The organism is Kaistia terrae, assembly GCF_026344005.1.
In the GTDB taxonomy this organism is placed as follows: Bacteria; Pseudomonadota; Alphaproteobacteria; order Rhizobiales; family Kaistiaceae; genus Kaistia; species Kaistia terrae.
In genome coordinates, this window is sequence record NZ_JAPKNH010000002.1 from 140078 (window position 1) to 156442 (window position 16365).

The 16365-nt window shown below is 65.0% G+C and carries 16 protein-coding genes; 11 read left to right on the plus strand and 5 right to left on the minus strand.

Annotation, left to right across the window (positions count from 1 at the left end; all coding sequences use genetic code 11):
* Positions 1–3 precede the first annotated feature (3 nt).
* The 7 genes from OSH12_RS05830 to OSH12_RS05860 all read left to right on the plus strand — a co-directional run bounded on the left by OSH12_RS05830 (position 4) and on the right by OSH12_RS05860 (position 7609).
* Positions 4–948, plus strand: coding sequence for an amino acid ABC transporter permease (locus tag OSH12_RS05830; RefSeq protein ID WP_266342587.1), 945 nt, complete (start codon positions 4–6; stop codon positions 946–948).
* Positions 945–1748 carry an amino acid ABC transporter ATP-binding protein gene (locus OSH12_RS05835; protein ID WP_380223123.1) on the plus strand — a complete coding sequence of 268 codons (804 nt, stop codon included), beginning with the start codon at positions 945–947 and terminating at the stop codon, positions 1746–1748. Before OSH12_RS05830 ends, OSH12_RS05835 begins: the two co-directional genes overlap by 4 nt.
* 339 nt (positions 1749–2087) lie before the next feature.
* Entirely contained in the window at positions 2088–3161 is a 1074-nt protein-coding gene (locus OSH12_RS05840; RefSeq protein ID WP_266342588.1) for an ABC transporter ATP-binding protein, read from the plus strand.
* A gap of 44 nt (positions 3162–3205) precedes the next feature.
* Positions 3206–4171, plus strand: coding sequence for an ABC transporter substrate-binding protein (locus tag OSH12_RS05845; RefSeq protein WP_266342589.1), 966 nt, complete (start codon positions 3206–3208; stop codon positions 4169–4171).
* A gap of 5 nt (positions 4172–4176) precedes the next feature.
* Positions 4177–5907, plus strand: a complete 1731-nt coding sequence (locus OSH12_RS05850) for an ABC transporter permease (RefSeq protein ID WP_266342590.1) — start codon at positions 4177–4179, stop codon at positions 5905–5907.
* Positions 5895–7007 (plus strand): MBL fold metallo-hydrolase, encoded by a 1113-nt coding sequence (locus OSH12_RS05855; RefSeq protein ID WP_266342591.1) that lies wholly within the window; start codon positions 5895–5897, stop codon positions 7005–7007. Before OSH12_RS05850 ends, OSH12_RS05855 begins: the two co-directional genes overlap by 13 nt.
* Before the next feature lie 11 nt (positions 7008–7018).
* Entirely contained in the window at positions 7019–7609 is a 591-nt protein-coding gene (locus OSH12_RS05860; RefSeq protein ID WP_266342592.1) for a dual specificity protein phosphatase family protein, read from the plus strand.
* 190 nt (positions 7610–7799) lie between these two features.
* Here the strand turns inward: OSH12_RS05860 and OSH12_RS05865 are convergent, their stop codons facing one another.
* Genes OSH12_RS05865 through dsbD form a run of 3 tightly spaced genes read right to left on the minus strand, consistent with a single transcriptional unit; the run spans position 7800 to position 11101 of the window.
* Entirely contained in the window at positions 7800–8510 is a 711-nt protein-coding gene (locus tag OSH12_RS05865; RefSeq protein WP_266342593.1) for a L,D-transpeptidase, read from the minus strand.
* Between the two features lie 51 nt (positions 8511–8561).
* Positions 8562–9179 carry a DsbA family protein gene (locus OSH12_RS05870; RefSeq protein ID WP_266343331.1) on the minus strand — a complete coding sequence of 206 codons (618 nt, stop codon included), beginning with the start codon at positions 9177–9179 and terminating at the stop codon, positions 8562–8564.
* 35 nt (positions 9180–9214) lie between these two features.
* Entirely contained in the window at positions 9215–11101 is a 1887-nt protein-coding gene (gene dsbD, locus OSH12_RS05875) for a protein-disulfide reductase DsbD (protein ID WP_266342594.1), read from the minus strand.
* Between the two features lie 85 nt (positions 11102–11186).
* Between dsbD and OSH12_RS05880 the strand changes: the two genes are divergently transcribed.
* Both OSH12_RS05880 and OSH12_RS05885 read left to right on the plus strand, forming a co-directional pair.
* Positions 11187–11846 carry a response regulator transcription factor gene (locus OSH12_RS05880; protein WP_266343332.1) on the plus strand — a complete coding sequence of 220 codons (660 nt, stop codon included), beginning with the start codon at positions 11187–11189 and terminating at the stop codon, positions 11844–11846.
* Entirely contained in the window at positions 11846–13195 is a 1350-nt protein-coding gene (locus tag OSH12_RS05885) for an ATP-binding protein (protein WP_266342595.1), read from the plus strand. Before OSH12_RS05880 ends, OSH12_RS05885 begins: the two co-directional genes overlap by 1 nt.
* Here OSH12_RS05885 and OSH12_RS05890 read toward each other — a convergent pair.
* A complete protein-coding gene (locus OSH12_RS05890) occupies positions 13192–13524 on the minus strand; it encodes a DUF2218 domain-containing protein (RefSeq protein WP_266342596.1) in 333 nt (110 codons plus the stop codon). The genes OSH12_RS05885 and OSH12_RS05890 overlap by 4 nt on opposite strands.
* Positions 13524–13976, minus strand: coding sequence for a PadR family transcriptional regulator (locus tag OSH12_RS05895; protein ID WP_266342597.1), 453 nt, complete (start codon positions 13974–13976; stop codon positions 13524–13526). Before OSH12_RS05895 ends, OSH12_RS05890 begins: the two co-directional genes overlap by 1 nt.
* Positions 13977–14406: 430 nt before the next feature.
* On the opposite strand from OSH12_RS05895, the gene OSH12_RS05900 reads away from it, so the two are divergent.
* Both OSH12_RS05900 and OSH12_RS05905 read left to right on the plus strand, forming a co-directional pair.
* Positions 14407–14658, plus strand: coding sequence for a hypothetical protein (locus OSH12_RS05900; protein ID WP_266342598.1), 252 nt, complete (start codon positions 14407–14409; stop codon positions 14656–14658).
* 485 nt (positions 14659–15143) lie between these two features.
* Positions 15144–16361, plus strand: a complete 1218-nt coding sequence (locus tag OSH12_RS05905; protein ID WP_266342599.1) for an efflux RND transporter periplasmic adaptor subunit — start codon at positions 15144–15146, stop codon at positions 16359–16361.
* Positions 16362–16365: the final 4 nt, after the last annotated feature.

Below are 16365 nucleotides of genomic sequence, written 5' to 3' on the forward strand. Positions count from 1 at the left end.
CGGATGAGCCTGGTTGAGCCGAAAAAGACTACCGGGCTTCCGTTGGATCTGCCTGTTGAAGAACTGATCGTGGTGCCGCGCCGGCGCTACGGCATCTGGATCGGCATCGCGATCGCGATGCTGTTCGCCTTTTTCATCGGCAAGGCGTTCGCGACCAATCCCGCCTTTGACTGGGCAACGGCCGCCAACTACCTGTTCCACCCGTCGATCATGCGCGGCCTCGGCAAGACGCTGCTGCTGACGGTGGTCATCATGGCGGCCGCCATCGTGATCGGCACGATCGTCGCCATCATGCGCGTCTCGCCGAGCGCGGTGTTGCAGACTTTCGCCAGCGCCTATGTGTGGTTTTTCCGCGGTGTCCCGGCGCTGATCCAGCTGATTTTCTGGTTCAATCTGTCGCTGCTGTTCCGCACGGTTTCGCTGTCGATCCCCGGCGTCGGCACGATCTTCTCGGTCAACACCAACGATTTCATGACGCCCTTCGTCTCGGCCGTGGTCGCGCTTTCGCTCTGCGAGGCGGGTTATCTGGCGGAGATCATCCGCGCCGGCATCAAGTCGGTGCCGCATGGCCAGTTCGAGGCGGCGAGCGGCCTTGGAATGTCCTATCGGCAGATCCTGCGCCGGATCATCCTGCCGCAGGCGATGCGCTTCATCGTGCCGCCAACCGGCAACGAGGCGATCAGCCTGCTCAAGATGACGTCGCTCGTCACCTTCATCGCCGTGGACGATCTGTTCTATACCGCGCAGAGCATCTATGCGCGCACCTTCGAAACGATCCCGCTGCTGATCGTCGTGGCGTTCTGGTACCTGTTCGTGGTGACGGTGATGTCGATCGGGCAGCACTTCCTCGAGCGCTATTACGGCCGCAGCGATCGCCGCCAGGAGAACCCGCTGATCCGGCTGCTGCAATCGCTGCTTGGATCTCGCAAGGGGAGGGTTCAGTCATGACGTCTCAGGCGGAAAGCCGCGCCCGCTTCGGCGTGCCGGCGGATGCGATGGTCTTCGCACGCTCGGTTCGCAAGTCCTTCGGCTCGCTCGATGTCCTGAAGGGTATCGACTTGACGGTGCCAAAGGGCTCGGTTGCCTGCATTATCGGACCGTCCGGTTCGGGCAAGAGCACGTTCCTGCGCTGCATTAATCACCTTGAGCAATTGACCGGCGGTGTGCTGCTCGTGGATGGCGAGTTCGTCGGCTACGATCTGCGCGACGGCAAGCTCTACGAGGTGAAGGACAGCCTGCTCTGCAAGCGCCGCGCCGATATCGGCATGGTGTTCCAGTCGTTCAACCTGTTCTCGCACATGACGGTGATGGAGAACCTGATCGAGGCGCCGATGCGCGTGCGCGGCGTGTCCGTCGCCGAGGCGAAGGCCAGTGCCGAGGTCTTGCTGGCCCGGGTCGGTCTGTCCGAAAAGGCCAACCGCTATCCGCGCGAACTGTCCGGTGGCCAGCAGCAGCGCGTCGCGATCGCCCGCGCGCTCGCCATGAATCCCAAGGTCCTGCTGTTCGACGAGCCGACTTCGGCGCTCGACCCGGAACTGGTCGGCGAAGTATTGCAGGTGATGCGCGACCTTGCCGAGAGCGGCATGACCATGGTGGTGGTAACGCACGAGATCGGCTTTGCCCGCGAAGTCGGCGACGACCTGATCTTCATGGACGAGGGCGTGATCGTCGAGCGCGGCGAGCCGCGCGAGGTGATCGCCAACCCGCAATCCGCCCGCACTCGCGAATTCCTCTCGCGCGTGCTGTAGGACGTCGTAGGGGACAGATTGACGGCAGCTCAGCATCGGCTTGCTACCGTTGCCGACGGCTCGCTGACGCCAGAGTCGGTAGATCGAAGCTTCCTCCGCTACCAGAAATACCGCCGGCGCCACCCGGCACTGGCAAGCTCGGCCGGCGTGAGCCCGTCGAACGTTTCCGCCATCGGCGGAGACGTTGGCCCGTAAAATTCCGCCGTTACGGCAGCGTCGCGACCGCCCGGTGAATGTCATCGAGCCGCAATAAAAGCTTCACGTCCCTGTCAACCAACGCCGTCAGGAAGGCCCCGGGCGGTCGAACGGATCCGCCACAGGCGGAGACAGACGGCGTCGATGGCGGATATAGCGATCTCAGGGCTCGGCAAGGCATTTGGCGCCAATCGGGTCCTTACGGATGTCTCGATGCACATCCGCTCCGGCGAGTTCATCGCCGTCCTCGGACCATCCGGTTGCGGGAAGACGACCTTGCTTCGGCTGATCGCGGGTTTTGAGCGACCCGACACCGGCCATGTTGCCTTCGCCGGCCAGACTGTTTCCTCGACCGCGCATCACACGCCGCCCGAAAAGCGCGATCTCGGCATCGTCTTTCAAAACTATGCGCTTTGGCCGCACATGACGGTGGCGGAGAATGTCGGCTACAGCCTCAAGGTGGTCGGACTTTCGACGGATGAGCGGAAGAGGCGCGTCAGTGAAGCGCTGAAGACCGTGGCGCTGACCGATTTTGCCGATCGCCGGCCGTCCGACCTTTCCGGTGGCCAGCGCCAGCGCGTCGCGCTCAGCCGCTGCCTCGCCGCCCGCAATGCCATTGTCCTGCTCGACGAGCCGCTGGCCAATCTCGACGTGCATCTGCGCGCCGCGATGGAGGACGAGTTCACCCGCTTCCATCAGGCAAGCGGCTCGACCATGGTCTACATCACGCATGACCAGTCCGAGGCGATGACGCTGGCCGACCGTGTCGCCGTGATGGACGCAGGCCGGCTGGTGCAATTCGCCGCTCCAGCCACGCTCTATCGCGAGCCGGCGACCGAAATGGTCGCTGCCTTCATCGGCGAGGGCATCGTCGTCCCGGCCGAGGATATCGTCGCGAATGGCGACGGCAGCGCCCGCGCGGCGGTTCTGGGCGTGCCGGTATCACTCCGCTGCGCGTCCGGCGAAGGCGCGCGGAAAAGAGCGCGCATCGGGCTGCATCCGCAAGATATCCGCATCGCCGGCGCCGGCGAAACCGGCATGCCGGCCCGCATCAAGCGCCTTTCCTATCGCGGTGGCGGTTTTCGCGCCGAGGCGGTGTGCGAAGCCGCGCCGCAGACAATCCTCGCCTTCGATCTTCCCGAACAGGCACCCATCGCGCCTGGTGCGCTGGTGTCGCTTGCCATCGGCGATGGCTGGGTCATCCCAGCCGCCGCCTGAATTACCACGGCCGAAATCCTCCCTCCGAAACAGAGACAGCCATCATGCGCATCCTCGCCGCGACTGCCCTTCTGCTCCTGGCCGGCACAGCCGCCAATGCCGGCACGCTGACGCTCTACACCTCGCAGAGCGCCGAGATCGCTCAGCAGACCGTCGACGCCTTCCAGGCCAAACACCCGGATGTGAAGGTCGAATGGACCCGCAACGGCACCAGCCAGCTGATGAACGTGCTGCAGGCGGAAATCGCCGCCGGCGACATCCGCCCGGACGTATTGCTCGTCGCCGACACCATCAATCTCGGCCTGCTCAAGAAGGACGGCCGCCTGCTCGCCTATCCGGAAGCCAAGGTCGGCGCCTATGACAAGGCGACCTACGACAAGGACATGACGTTCTTCGGCACGAAGATCGTCTCGACCGGCATTGCCTACAACACCGCATCGGCCAAGCCGGTCGATAGCTGGAACGCTCTGCTCGACGAGGCGAACCGCAACCAGATCGCCGTGCCGAGCCCGCTCTATTCCGGCGCCGCGCTCAATCACCTGCACACCGTCATCAACGTGCCGGCGATTGGCTGGGACTTCTACACCGGCCTCGCCAAGCTCGACATCGCGCCGGAAGGCGGCAACGGCCCGGCCCTCAAGGCTGTCGCCAGCGGCATTGCCAAGTATGGCCTGATTGCCGACGCGGACGTCATCCGCGCCAAGGCCGCCGGTTCGCCCGTCGACCTGATCTTCCCGAAGGAAGGTGTTTCGTTCATCACCGAGCCGGCCGCGATCCTCGCCACGGCCAAGAACCCGACCGACGCCAAGCTCTTCATCGACTTCCTTTTGTCGAAGGAAGGCCAGGAGCTGGTCGTCAAGCAGGGCAACATGCCGCTTGACCCGACGCTGACGCCGCCGGCCGGCTTCCCCAAGCTGACCGACATCAAGCTGCTGCCGATGGACGCTGATGCGGCGGTCGCCACCGATGCGGACGTACGCGCAAAATTCACCGCCACCTTCGGCGGCTGAGTACAATGACCTTGGCAGCGGCGGATTTCGCCAGGGAGCGCCCCAGACGGGCGCTCCCGATCGCGTCGGAAACCTGGGTGCTGGTGGCGCTCGGGCTTTTCGTCATGGGGCTTTCCTTCGCGCCGCTGCTGCGTCTCGCCTACACGGCGATCGCGCCGGACGGCTGGCCCGACGCCAGCCGCCTGGCCGAGATCCTCGGCACGCGGCAGGTGTTCACGGCAACCGTCAACACCCTGCGCGTGGCGCTGTTCTCGACCCTGCTCTCGCTGGTGGTCGGCACGCTGGCGGCAACGCTGGTGGCGCTGACCGACATGCGCGGCAAGGCGCTCTGGGTGTTCGCGTTCATCCTGCCGCTGATGATCCCGCCGCAGGTCTCGGCACTCGCCTGGGTGCAGGCCTTCTCGCCGTCGAGCCCGATCCTCGGCCTGCTCGGTCTGTCGCTTCCGGCAGGCGGCCGCCATCCGCTCTATTCCGAAGCAGGCATCGTTCTGCTGCTCGGCATCTACAACAGTCCGCTCGTCTTCCTCTCCGTCCGCGCCGCGCTGCGTCGCCTGCCGGCCGAACTGGTCGAGGCGGGCCAGGCCGCGGGCGCTTCACAGACCCGACTGCTGTTCACCATCATCCTGCCGCTGGCACGGGCCGGCATCTTCGCAGGGGCCGCACTTGCCTTCGTCTCGTCGATCGGCAATTTCGGGATCCAGGCGATGCTTGGCATCCCCGCCCGCTTCCCGACCCTGATCACGCTGATCTACCAGAAGCTGAACAGCTTTGGCCCATCGGCGCTATCGGACATGGCGATCCTCGCCATGCTGCTGGCCGTGCTCACCATCGTCGGCATCACGCTTGCCGGCTGGCTCGGCAGCCGCAAGGACGTGCGCGTCGACGGCTCCGCCCGACCGCTGGCGCTTCGGCTCGGTCTCGCCAGGCTGCCGATCGAGATCGTCGCCTGGGCCACGCTGGTGGCCACGCTGGTTCTACCGCTCTCGGCGCTCGTCACCACATCGCTGGTCAAGGGTTTTGGGCAGAAGCTGACGCTCGCAACGCTGACGATCGATAACTACGCCAGCGCGCTGTTTCGCCAGGCGGCGATCCGCGAGGGCTTCTTCACCAGCCTGTGGCTGACGATCACCACGGCCCTCGTCCTGACCGGGCTTTCGATCTTCCTCGCCTATTTCCTCACCTGGCACAGGAGCCGCTTCATCCGCGTGCTGCATCTCGCCAGCGAACTCGCCTATGCGATTCCCGGCATCGTTATCGGCGTCGCCATGATCCTGTTCTTCCTGAAGCCATTGCCGCTGCTCGATTTCAGCATCTACGGCACGGTCTGGATCATCCTTGCCGCCTATCTCGCCAATTTCCTGGCGCTGTCGCTGCGCTCGACGCTGGGCGGCTTTGCGCAGATCGACCGCTCGCTGGAAGAAGCCGCCCAGGTGGCCGGAGCCGGGTTCCTGCGCCGGATGCGCGACATCATCGCGCCGCTCGTCGCACCCGCCGCCGCCGCCGGCGCGATCATCGTCTTCATGAGCGCGCTGAACGAGATCCAGGTCTCGATCCTGCTCGTCTCGTCGAAGGCCAAGACGCTGGGGCCGATGATCGTCTTCCTCGAGGAAGGCGGCTCGTCGACACTCGCCGCCGCCGTCGGCTGCCTGATGGTCGCGATCGTGCTGGTTCTGATGCTGACCGCCTCGGCCTTCTCCCGCTTCCTGCCGCGCGGGGTGTTGCCATGGCAAAACTGACTGTTGTCAGCGGCGTCGGCGGCAAGCTGCCGGCCGCCTTCCTGATCGAAATCTCCGGCAAGCGGATCCTGCTCGACCTCGGCGAAGGACCGGAAGTGGGCGTTCTCCCCGACCTCTCCGATGTCGGGATTGTCGACGCCGTCGCCCTGTCGCACGCTCATATCGACCACGCCGGCGGCCTCGGCCTGCGCCGCGAGATCGGCAATCCGCCCGTCTATGCGACGGCGGAAACCTGGCGTCAGGTCCCAACCAATCTTGTCGAACCGGTAGCGCGCCGCGTCCTGCCGTTGATGGGCGAGACGACGATTGAAGGCGTTCCGGTCACGATCGGGCGCTGCGGCCATGCGCCCGGCGGCATCTGGCTGCATTTCCCTGAATTCGGCGGCCTTCTCTATACCGGCGACTGGAGCGCGGAATCCGTCGTCTTTCCGTTCGATCCGCCGCCCAGTTCTGCTTGCATCATCACCGACGCCTCCTATGGCGACCGCGCCTCAAGCCTAGGCGACCAGATCCGTGCGATTGCCGAAGCCGCGAAAGGCGGTGCCGTGCTCTGTGTGCCTGGCTTCGGCCGTGGCCCGGAAATGGCGCTACGCCTGGCGCGTCTCGGGCTCTCGCCAAAGCTCTGCGTAAACGTCCGTGCCGAGGCGGTGCATCTCGCCGCCGACACATCCGGCCTCGTCGCGCCCGGCATCGCCGACGCACTTCACGCGCTGCTCGGTACGCTCTCGGAAGCGCCCGCGACGCCGGACGACATCGTCATCGCCACCGAGGCGAATGCCGAGTCCGGCCCGTCCGCCGCGTTTTTCACCCGCCGCGCCGAGGGATTCCGGTTCCTGTTCACCGGTCATGTTCCACCCGGTACGCCGGCGGCCAGCCTGATCGCCGCCGGCCAAGCGCGCTGGCTGCCCTGGAATGTGCATCCGCGTCTGGATGACACGCTACGCCTCGTGGAAGCGGTCGGTTCCCGGATCGTCGTCGCCGCGTTCGTCGCGCCATCCTCCATGCCGATCCTGGCTAGCCGCCTTGCCGGCCGCTTGTCGTGGCAGCATGAAATCGACCTTACGCCCCGCATTCTCCATCGCATTGCGAACTACCCATGATGAGTATGTCCATGTTCAGTACGCCGCCGCTCGCCCCCTCCCTGACCGACGAGCAGGAGGACGAACTGCCGGTGCTGCTCCCGATCGCCGCCCTATGCGGCCCGCATCGCGTAAAACTCTTCATCGGCAATCGCATCGCCGCCGACAACGCGGCACTGCTGCGTTCGCAGGACATCACCTCGACGATGAACCTTGCCGTCAATGTCGAAATGGCGCCGCTGGCGCTTGGCGACGGCACTTTCATACGGCGCACGCATATCGGGCTGATCGACGGTCCGGGGAACACCGCCAACCATCTGCTTGCCGCCGTGCTGGCGCTTGATGGCATCCTTGGCCAGGCGAGCCCCGGCAAGGCGCATTATCCGCCGCATCGGGCCGGTAACGTTCTCGTCCACTGCCGCGGCGGCCGTAGTCGATCCGCCAGCGTCATCGCGCTCTACCTGCACCTGGCGCAACCGGCGCAATTCCCTAGCCTCGACGCGGCACTCGACCACATCCGCGCCATCCGGAAACTCGATGCCGACCAGCCGGCGGCATCCATGATCGCGCTGGCGAGAACGGCGCTGGAGTCAGCGCAGGGAATGAGGTTCGGCGCTATCTAGCCGACGCCGGCGTTCCATGCGGACGTCTTCATCCGGGCCAGGCGCGCTCTGCGTTAGCCGACCCGAGCCGCATCGCGAAAATACGCGTTGAAGCAAGTGACGCCGGCTTCCGGCGTGGTGGGCGCAAAGCTCGCCACACCGACGCCGGATAAGCACGACGATTCAGGCATCCCGGTTGGGATGTCCTCGATCAGCTTTGCGGGACCGCTGCCATCTGGCTCTGGCCGCCGTCAAGCACAATGACCTTCGAGCCGGAAGGGACGCGATTGTAGAGGTCGAGAATGTCCTGGTTCATCATCCGGATGCAGCCGGACGAAACAGCCTCGCCGATCGACCAGGGCTGATTGGTGCCATGGATTCGGTACAGCGTGTCCTGGTTGTTCTTGAACAGATAGAGCGCGCGGGCGCCGAGCGGATTTTCCGGGCCGCTTTCCATGCCGTTCGCCCACTGGGCGTTGCGCTCCGGGTCGCGCTTGATCATGTCCTGCGTCGGCGTCCAGCGCGGCCACTCCCGCTTGTACTGGACGGTCGCCGCGCCGGTGAATTCCAGCCCTGCCTTACCGACGCCGACGCCATAGCGCAGTGCCTGGCCGTTTTCCTGGACGAGATAAAGGAAGCGGTTGGCCGGATCGACGACGATGGTGCCGGGCTGCTCGCCGGTCGGATCCTGGACGACCTGGCGCATGTAGCGCGGCTTCAGGTGCTTCATGTCGACGGCCGGAATCGGGAACTTGTCGTCATCGATCGCCGCGTAGCGGCTGACAGCGGCCGGATCGAGGCGCGGCGGCGCTTCGGCAATGGGGCCCGTCGTGGCGCAGGCGGTCACCAGCGGGAGGAGCAGCAATAGGGCGGAGATGTTCAGCCGGCGCGCTCCGCGTGGCGGATGGGAGGAAAGCGACATGGCGCTTCTTTCTGCTGATAGGGGCATGAGTATGCGTGGATTGGAATTCGGTTATTCGGCTTGACGGGCGCGGGCGTCGGCGACGACCTGCTTGAAGCCGGCATAATCGAGCGTGGAGGTCCGAAACGGACCGACCAGGTAGGTCGGCGTTCCGGTAAGGCTCAGCGAATCCGCCTGGGCGAGATTGCGCTGGAGCAGAGCCGAGATCTTGGGGCCGTGGGTGTCGAGATCGGACTGCAGGCGGGTCATGTCGATGCCGGCGGCCTTCATGGCCTTGAGCATCGCCGTCTGGTCCGCCTTGCGGCCGGAGAGACCCATCAAAGCGTGATGCGCCTTCTCGTAGCCGCCCTGATACTTGGCGCCGAGCGCCAATTGCGCTCCGAGCATGGAAGACTCGCTGAGGATCGGCCAATCCTTGTAGATCAAGCGGATCTTGCCATCTTCCTTGACGACGCGATCGAGGTCCGGCGCCGACTTCTTGCAGTAGATGCAGTTGTAGTCGAGGTAGGCGACAATGGTGACGTCGCCCTTCGGATTGCCGCCGACCGGCGCCTCGGGATCGTTCAGGATCGCATTGACGTCAACCTGCTGCGCCCATGCGGCGGTGGCCAGCAACGGGGCGGTGACGAGGAGGGTAGCGCTCAGGGCGAGAAGATCGCGGCGGTTCATCATGGGTTCCTTATAGCAACGGTATGAGGCGATGTTCAGACGCCGGCGCGACGTAAATTGCTTCCGAACGCCGCAGTCGTGGTCGCCCCGATACTGCGCGTGCCGTCGATCTCACGGCCGGTCTGCGGGTCGATCAGCAGCATGGTCGGCGGTCCGACCACGTCGTAACGCTGCATCAGCGCCTGTGTTTCCGCTGTCGTGTCAGTGACATCGGCAACGATCAGAGATGCGCGCGCCAGGCGGGTGACGATCTCGGGATCGCGGAAGACGGTGCGGTCGTTGGTCTTGCAGACCGTACACCAGTCGGCAGTGAAGGAAACGAAGATCGGCCGACCTTGCTGGCGGGCATTGCCGATCGCGGCGTCCATGGCTGCCAGTGACGTCACGCGGGTCGCGGTTTCGTACGGCGTGGCCACCGCTGTCGCCCGGCCTTCGGTCAGGACGGCGAGCGGGCGCAGTGGATCCTCCGCGCCGGCGCTGGCTCCGATGATCAGCACCGCGCCATAGACCAGCGCGGCGAAGCCGAGCGTGCGGCGCGGGTGATCGATCAGCGGCCGTTGCGAAAGCGGCGATGCGGTGAGCGCGACGCCGGTGCCGATCGCCAGCAAAGCCCAGAGGCCGAGCGTGAGAGAGCCGGGTAGGACGCGGCCGGCCATCTCGATCGCGAGGCCGAGGAAAATGACCCCGAACACGCCCTTGATGCGGCCGAGCCATGGGCCGGCGCGAGGCAGGATCCCGGCGCCGAACGTGCCGACAGCAATCAGCGGCAGCCCCATGCCGAGCCCAAGCGCGAAGAGGGCGCTGGCGCCGCGTGCGACATCGCCAGTCTGCGACACATAAAGGAGGGCGGCCGCGAGCGGCGGCGTCACGCAGGGGCCGACGATAAGCGCGGAGCCGAAGCCGAGCAGGGCGGCGCCCATCAACGAACCGCCCGTGCCACCCGTTGCCGGCTGGAGAAACCGCGTGAGGAACGCCGGCGCCTGCAATTCGTAGAGGCCGAACATCGACAGAGCGAGCGCGACGAGGACCAGGCTCATCAGCCCGAGCGCCCACGGCGTCTGCAATGCCGCCTGCAGGTTTTGACCCGACCAGGCGGCAACGACGCCGAGCAGCGCATAGGCGGCCGCCATCGCCAGCACATAGGCGAGCGACAGCGCGAAGCCGCGCTTGGCCGAGGTTTCTGCTCCGGAGCGGGCGATGATGCCGGAAAGGATCGGGATCATCGGGAAGACGCATGGTGTCAGCGCGAGCAGCAGTCCAAAGCCGAGAAACGCGGCCAGCATCACGACCGGATTGCCGGCCATCAGCGGCGTCGCGGCGGTTTGGTTTGGCGCCGGCGCATCCGGAGCGATCCATGCAATGGGGGAGTTGGTGGTTTCCGAGGCTGGTTCGGCCTCGTCCACGAAGGGGGAAGCGTCGAACTTCGGCATTGCAAAGCCGGTGGCCAGGCTCGCGGGGCCGGCGGCGCTAACGGCGAGCGTCGCGAGATCAACGGTCCTTTTTGCAGGCGGATAGCAGATGCCGGCCTCGGCGCATCCCTGGAAGGTAACGGTCAGCGATTTGCCATCGCCGAGATCGGCCGCCGCAATGCGCGCCTCGGCCTCGCGGTGATAAACCTCGGTCGGGCCAAAGTTCGGGTCGTCCTTCATCTCGCCGGCCGGGGTCGTCACGGGAAGTGCCGTTCCGGCTGCGTCGCGGGCGCCGATCTTGTCGCGATAGAGGTAATTGCCGTCAGCGATGGTCCAGCCGAGCTTCAAGTCGCCGGAGGTGTCGCGGCTCGCGGTGAGTGCGAACACGGCATCGGCACTCGGCGGCGATTGCGCGCCGGCGGGCAGGGCGGCCAAGACGAGCAGCGCCACGAGCGCCAGAGCGCGCAGGACGGCGCCTCGAATCGAGGGGAAATGCAACAAGCTGGGGTCCATGCTCTTTATCATGGGCCTTCAATCTGAATTCCACCTTAAGGCAGCCTTAAGCTGGAATGGCATGATGGGGCGCAAAGGAGACATGATGCGCATTCTGGTGGTCGAGGACGATCCGATCCTGGCGGACGGGCTGAAAGTCGGGCTCGGCCTTGTCGGCGCCACCGTCGATTTGGTCGGCTGCTGCGTGGACGCGCGCTCGGCGCTGGCGGCGCATGATTTCGATGCCGTCGTGCTGGATGTGATGCTGCCGGACGGTTCCGGTCTCGATGTGCTGAAGGAGATGCGGGCGGTGGGCGACCGGACTCCGGTCCTGCTTTTGACCGCGCTGGACGAGGTCTCCGACCGGATCCGCGGCCTGGATGGCGGCGCGGATGATTATCTCAGCAAGCCATTCGATCTCGACGAACTGGCGGCGCGGATCCGTGCGATAGCCCGTCGTGCCGAAGGCCGGGCCGCGCCTTTGCTGGTGTCCGGCGAACTGACTGTCGATCCGGCAGCAATGTCCGCCGTGCTGGGCGGCGCGGAAGTTCCGCTATCGCGGCGCGAATTCGCGGTGCTTTCGCTGTTGATGGAGCGGCCGGGCATCATCCGCTCCAAGGGCGAGATCGAGGATCGGCTTTATGGCTGGCACGAGGAGGTCGAGAGCAACGCCGTCGAGGTGCATGTCCACAACCTCAGGTCCAAGATCGGCCGTGCCGCCATCGAGACGGTGCGCGGCCTCGGGTACCGGATGAGAAACGCCTGATGATTTCGCTGCGCCGCCGTCTTTTCCTTATTCTGCTGGTCGCGACCGGGGTGATCTGGCTCTCCGCCGTCATCTGGATCTACCAGGTCAGCCGGGCTGAGGTGGAGCATGTCCTCGACACGCGCCTGCAGGAAGCGGCGCGCATGGTGGATTCGCTTGTCGCTGGACATATGCCGTCTTCAGCGCCCGAACCGGTCGTCATTCCTGGTGGCGAGACGACCGGCTACGAGCGCCAGCTCTCCTGCCAGATCTGGTCGCTCGAAGGGCGCCTGATCGCGCGGTCGGCCGGGGCACCCGAAGAGCAGCTCGCGGGTCCGGCGCCCGGCTTCTCGGAGCGGGTCGTCGATGGCGAGCGCTGGCGCATCTTTACCGTCGATGATGCGGAGAAGGGCGTCCGCGTCATGATCGGCGACAGGCTCGGCCTGCGTGATCAGCTTATCGCCGATCTGATCAAGGGGCTGTTGTGGCCGACGCTTCTGGTCGCGCCGCTGCTCGGCCTACTGATCTGGGTCAGCCTGGGCCGTGGCTTGCGGCCGCTTGGCGACATCACGGCGGCGCTCAAGGCTCGAGACGCCGAGGACATGCGCCCGATCGATGCCAGTCACGCGCCGGAGGAGATCCGGCCGCTTGCCAATGCGCTCAACGCGCTGTTTGCCAAGGTCGAGGCAGCGCGCCAGCAGGAGCGCGAAGTGACTGCTTTTGCCGCGCACGAGCTGAAGACGCCGCTCGCCGGGCTGAAGACGCAGACGCAAATCGCGCTCGCGACATCCGACGCCGAAATCCGCGACGGCGCGCTGCGCCAGATTCTTTCGTCTGTCGATCGAACGACGCGCCTGGTCCGGCAGTTGCTGGTGCTGGCGAAGCTGGATGCCGGCTCGCCGACACTGCCGGCGTCACCCGTCAGCCTCGGCGACATCATCGACGAGATAGGCACAATTGGAGGAACGACGCCGGGGTGCCGGGTCGTTGTCGATCCGATGCTCTACGACCGGCGGGTGCCGACCGACCGCGAGATCCTGACGATCGCGCTCCGCAATCTGCACGAGAACGCGGTCCAGCACAGCCCCGCCGGCGGCACCGTTACCTGGCGCTTTACGCCAGACGGCTTTGGCGTGGTGGTCGAGGATGAGGGACCTGGTATCGACGCGGACGAGCTACCGCATGTCCGGCAGCGCTTTTATCGCGGCCGCAGCCGTAGCCCGGTCGGCAGTGGCCTCGGCCTTGCCATTGTCGAGGTCGCCTCGGCCCGGATCGGCTGGAGCCTGTATCTGGAAAACCGGCCCGAAGGGCCCGGCCTGCGGGCCGAGCTTCGGGCGCCGGCTTTGAACGAGGCGCCGTCGCAGGTCTAGTCGGCGCTGTCGGATGGTTGGGGGGCAGACCATTCGATGGGGAGTTCCTCGCGAAAAGCGAAGCGCACGAGATGGCGCACAACGACGTCCTGCAGTTGCGCCATCTGAACCTCATCCGGGGCGTCGAGCGACATCGTCAGCACCCCTTCCTTGGCGTCCAGTCGGCATGAACCGATGGTGAAGTCGATCTGCCCCTTTATCTCGTCGAATGTGACGGGCAGCTTGTGCTGGAAATGCTTGCAGAGCTGCTGCAGGTAGCGGCTCGCATGTTCCGTCGCCACGGTGGCGACGGAGTTCAGAGTGTTTGCTGTTGGGTTGATTTCAGTCATCAGCTGCGCTCCACGGTCTGGGCTGCCGCATCGAGGGCGGCGGCGATTGCTTCGGCGGTTGCGGCGTCGATCGATCCGCGCTGGATGCGGAGGCGCAAGGCGAGCTTGAGGTTCTCCATGGCGCGCACCATTGGTGCCGGAATGGCCTCGCCGCCACGGGGACCGGTATGACCGACCCGGGCCAGTAGCTCATCCGCCGCAGCGCGGTTGGCAACGAGGAAAGCCTCGCCCTCGGCCGTGATGCGGTAGCGCTTGCGACCGGCTTCGACCGGCTCGATCGCCGCATAACCCATGTCATCCAGCCAGGCGAGCGTCGGATAGATGACGCCGGGGCTGGGCGAATAGCTGCCCGCAAAGCGTTCTTCGATGGCCTTGATCAGTTCGTAACCGTGCCACGGCCGCTCGGCGATCATCGCGAGGAGCAGAAGGCGCAGCTCGCCATAGTCGAACAACCGGCCATGCCTGCCGCCGCCATGGCGACCGCCGCCCCGACCGTGGCGCGGAGGCCCGTCGTGCTGCGAGTGAGCATGAAAGTGCGGGTGAGAGTGAGGATGCCCCGAGAAATCCTCGTGGGCGGCGAAGTGGCGGCCTCGGCCATCGTCCATGTGCCTGTGTTTCATGATCCCGATATAAGTCTCGTTATATCTTAAATCAAGATATATCTGGATATATGTCGATAGACCGGAGAAGGCTTGGGTTTGCGAGATATGAACGGCGGCATTCGAGCGCTGCCTGAGGCTTTGGGTCGCTCTGGTTTATCGCTCGAAGCCCTGTGTTCTCGTGCCGAACGTGGCTACAAATGCCAATTCGACATATTGGGCTGCTATGACGACCAGATCGGTCCTATCCAGCTCGATAGTTCAGAACGCCGCGGAGAGAATGATGTCTGATCAGATTGAAGACGATACCGATTTCGACGATTTCGAAGGGGACCACTTCCAGGTGACGATCACCGTGGACGTGATCGCCAGCAATCGAACCGAAGCTGCGATGCTCGCCTACTGGTCGCTGAGCGACGAGCTGCCCGACACGTTCGACGTCAAGGACGCAGCCGGTGACTCCGAGGAGATCACCCTGACCGAAGAACAGAAGGCAGAGGCACTCTCGGACGAGCTGCCTTTGGACATCGGCTAAATCCGGATCTAGATACGACTCCAGAGGTGATGGCACCTCTGGAGGACCTGGCGATGCGAACCGGTCCGGTCGTTTCGCACACGCGACCTGTCGAACCCTGACGGTCTATGGCTACTGCGCGCTCCCCCGATTCCGCGGTACTGCCCAAATGGTTGCAAGGTCGGCGACACGCACCCTTTGCCCTCCGCGGCTGCAAATTCCATCTGCCTGCGTTGACGCTTCCGACAGAAGGAGGCTGCGCTCATTCCTTTGCGGTAGCTTGGAACCAAAGAAGCCCGGCGAGATATTTTCCCGCGCTGCGAGTAAATTCCTTGTTCAGCAGTGAAGCGCTGCTTGGAGATCGCCGATCTCTCCAGAAATCTTCAGAAACACTAGCAATGTTCAGACGCCGGAAATTTGTTGCGCTCTCGTGGTGCTGGGTGAAGAACGGGTTCTATATAGTGGAAGCATGAACTGCGGCAGGAATGGCCGTCGGGAGATCTCGCATGAAATCTAAAGCCTTCGCCGTCGCGGGCTTGTTAAGCATGTTTTTTCTGGCAGCATGTTCGGGGCAATCCGGCAGCGGGCAGGCTGGCGGCCAGCCTCCAGGCGAAGTGGAAGTCGGCGTTATCACGCTGCGGCCGCAAAACGTGCCGGTCACCGTCGAATTGCCCGGACGCACCAGTGCCACCAAAGTCGCTGAGATCCGGCCGCAGGTCGACGGGCTGATCCAGAAACGGGTGTTCACCGAGGGCGGCGAGGTCAAGGCCGGCGATCTGCTCTATCAGATCGATCCGCGACCCTATCAGGCCGCCTATGACGCCGCCGCTGCCGCGCTGGAAAAGGCGCAGGCCGCCGTGCCGAGCGCGCAGGCCAAGGTCGATCGCTACAACCAGCTGGTCGGCGTCAACACCGTGACGGCGCAGAGCCTCGACGACGCCAAGGCGACGCTGGCGCAGGCCAAGGCCGATGTCGCGGCCGCCGAGGCAGCGCTCGCCTCCGCCCAGATCAATCTCGACTACACCAAGGTGGTGGCGCCGATATCCGGACTGATTAGCACCTCGGCGGTAACCGAGGGTGCGCTAGTGACGGCCAATCAGTCGACCGCGCTTGCCACGATCCGCGAGATCGACCCGATCAATGTCGACCTGACCGATTCCAGTACCAATCTGCTGCGCATCCGCAGCCTGATCGACAGCGGGCGGCTGAAGCGCGGCGAAGGCCCGCCGAGCGTGCAGCTCAAGCTCAACGACACCCTCATCTACGACAAGACCGGCGAGTTGCGCTCGGCCGAGGCGACGGTCAACGAGACAACCGGCACGTTCTCGATGCGCGCCAGCTTCGACAACCCGACGCGCATGCTGCTGCCGGGGATGTATGTCCGCGCCATCGTCAATCTCGGCACCGATGAAGGCGCCTTCCTGGTGCCGCAGCGCGCCGTGAACCGCAACGCCAAGGGCGATGCGACGGCGATGTTCGTGTCGAAGGACGGCAAGGTTGAGAGCCGTGTGCTGAAGACCATGCAGTCGGTCGGTTCGGACTGGCTGGTCGAGGCCGGCATCTCGGACGGCGACCGGCTGATCGTCGACGGCCTGCAGAAAATCGGCGACGGCCAGGCTGTGACGCCGATTGAGGTCACGCTCGACGCCGCCGGTGTCGCGCATCCGGTTGATGCCAAGACGCCTGCGCCGGCGACGGCTCCTGCTTCCTCGGCGGGAGGCTGATCGC

Excerpts from the sequence above, each read along its gene's own strand:
- OSH12_RS05830 (WP_266342587.1), top strand. The coding sequence starts at position 4 with ATGAGCCTGGTTGAGCCGAAAAAGACTACCGGGCTTCCGTTGGATCTG.
- OSH12_RS05835 (WP_380223123.1), top strand. The coding sequence starts at position 945 with ATGACGTCTCAGGCGGAAAGCCGCGCCCGCTTCGGCGTGCCGGCGGAT.
- OSH12_RS05840 (WP_266342588.1), top strand. The coding sequence starts at position 2,088 with ATGGCGGATATAGCGATCTCAGGGCTCGGCAAGGCATTTGGCGCCAAT.
- OSH12_RS05845 (WP_266342589.1), top strand. The coding sequence starts at position 3,206 with ATGCGCATCCTCGCCGCGACTGCCCTTCTGCTCCTGGCCGGCACAGCC.
- OSH12_RS05850 (WP_266342590.1), top strand. The coding sequence starts at position 4,177 with ATGACCTTGGCAGCGGCGGATTTCGCCAGGGAGCGCCCCAGACGGGCG.
- OSH12_RS05855 (WP_266342591.1), top strand. The coding sequence starts at position 5,895 with ATGGCAAAACTGACTGTTGTCAGCGGCGTCGGCGGCAAGCTGCCGGCC.
- OSH12_RS05860 (WP_266342592.1), top strand. The coding sequence starts at position 7,019 with ATGTTCAGTACGCCGCCGCTCGCCCCCTCCCTGACCGACGAGCAGGAG.
- OSH12_RS05865 (WP_266342593.1), bottom strand. The coding sequence starts at position 8,510 with ATGTCGCTTTCCTCCCATCCGCCACGCGGAGCGCGCCGGCTGAACATC.
- OSH12_RS05870 (WP_266343331.1), bottom strand. The coding sequence starts at position 9,179 with ATGAACCGCCGCGATCTTCTCGCCCTGAGCGCTACCCTCCTCGTCACC.
- dsbD (WP_266342594.1), bottom strand. The coding sequence starts at position 11,101 with ATGGACCCCAGCTTGTTGCATTTCCCCTCGATTCGAGGCGCCGTCCTG.
- OSH12_RS05880 (WP_266343332.1), top strand. The coding sequence starts at position 11,187 with ATGCGCATTCTGGTGGTCGAGGACGATCCGATCCTGGCGGACGGGCTG.
- OSH12_RS05885 (WP_266342595.1), top strand. The coding sequence starts at position 11,846 with ATGATTTCGCTGCGCCGCCGTCTTTTCCTTATTCTGCTGGTCGCGACC.
- OSH12_RS05890 (WP_266342596.1), bottom strand. The coding sequence starts at position 13,524 with ATGACTGAAATCAACCCAACAGCAAACACTCTGAACTCCGTCGCCACC.
- OSH12_RS05900 (WP_266342598.1), top strand. The coding sequence starts at position 14,407 with ATGTCTGATCAGATTGAAGACGATACCGATTTCGACGATTTCGAAGGG.
- OSH12_RS05905 (WP_266342599.1), top strand. The coding sequence starts at position 15,144 with ATGAAATCTAAAGCCTTCGCCGTCGCGGGCTTGTTAAGCATGTTTTTT.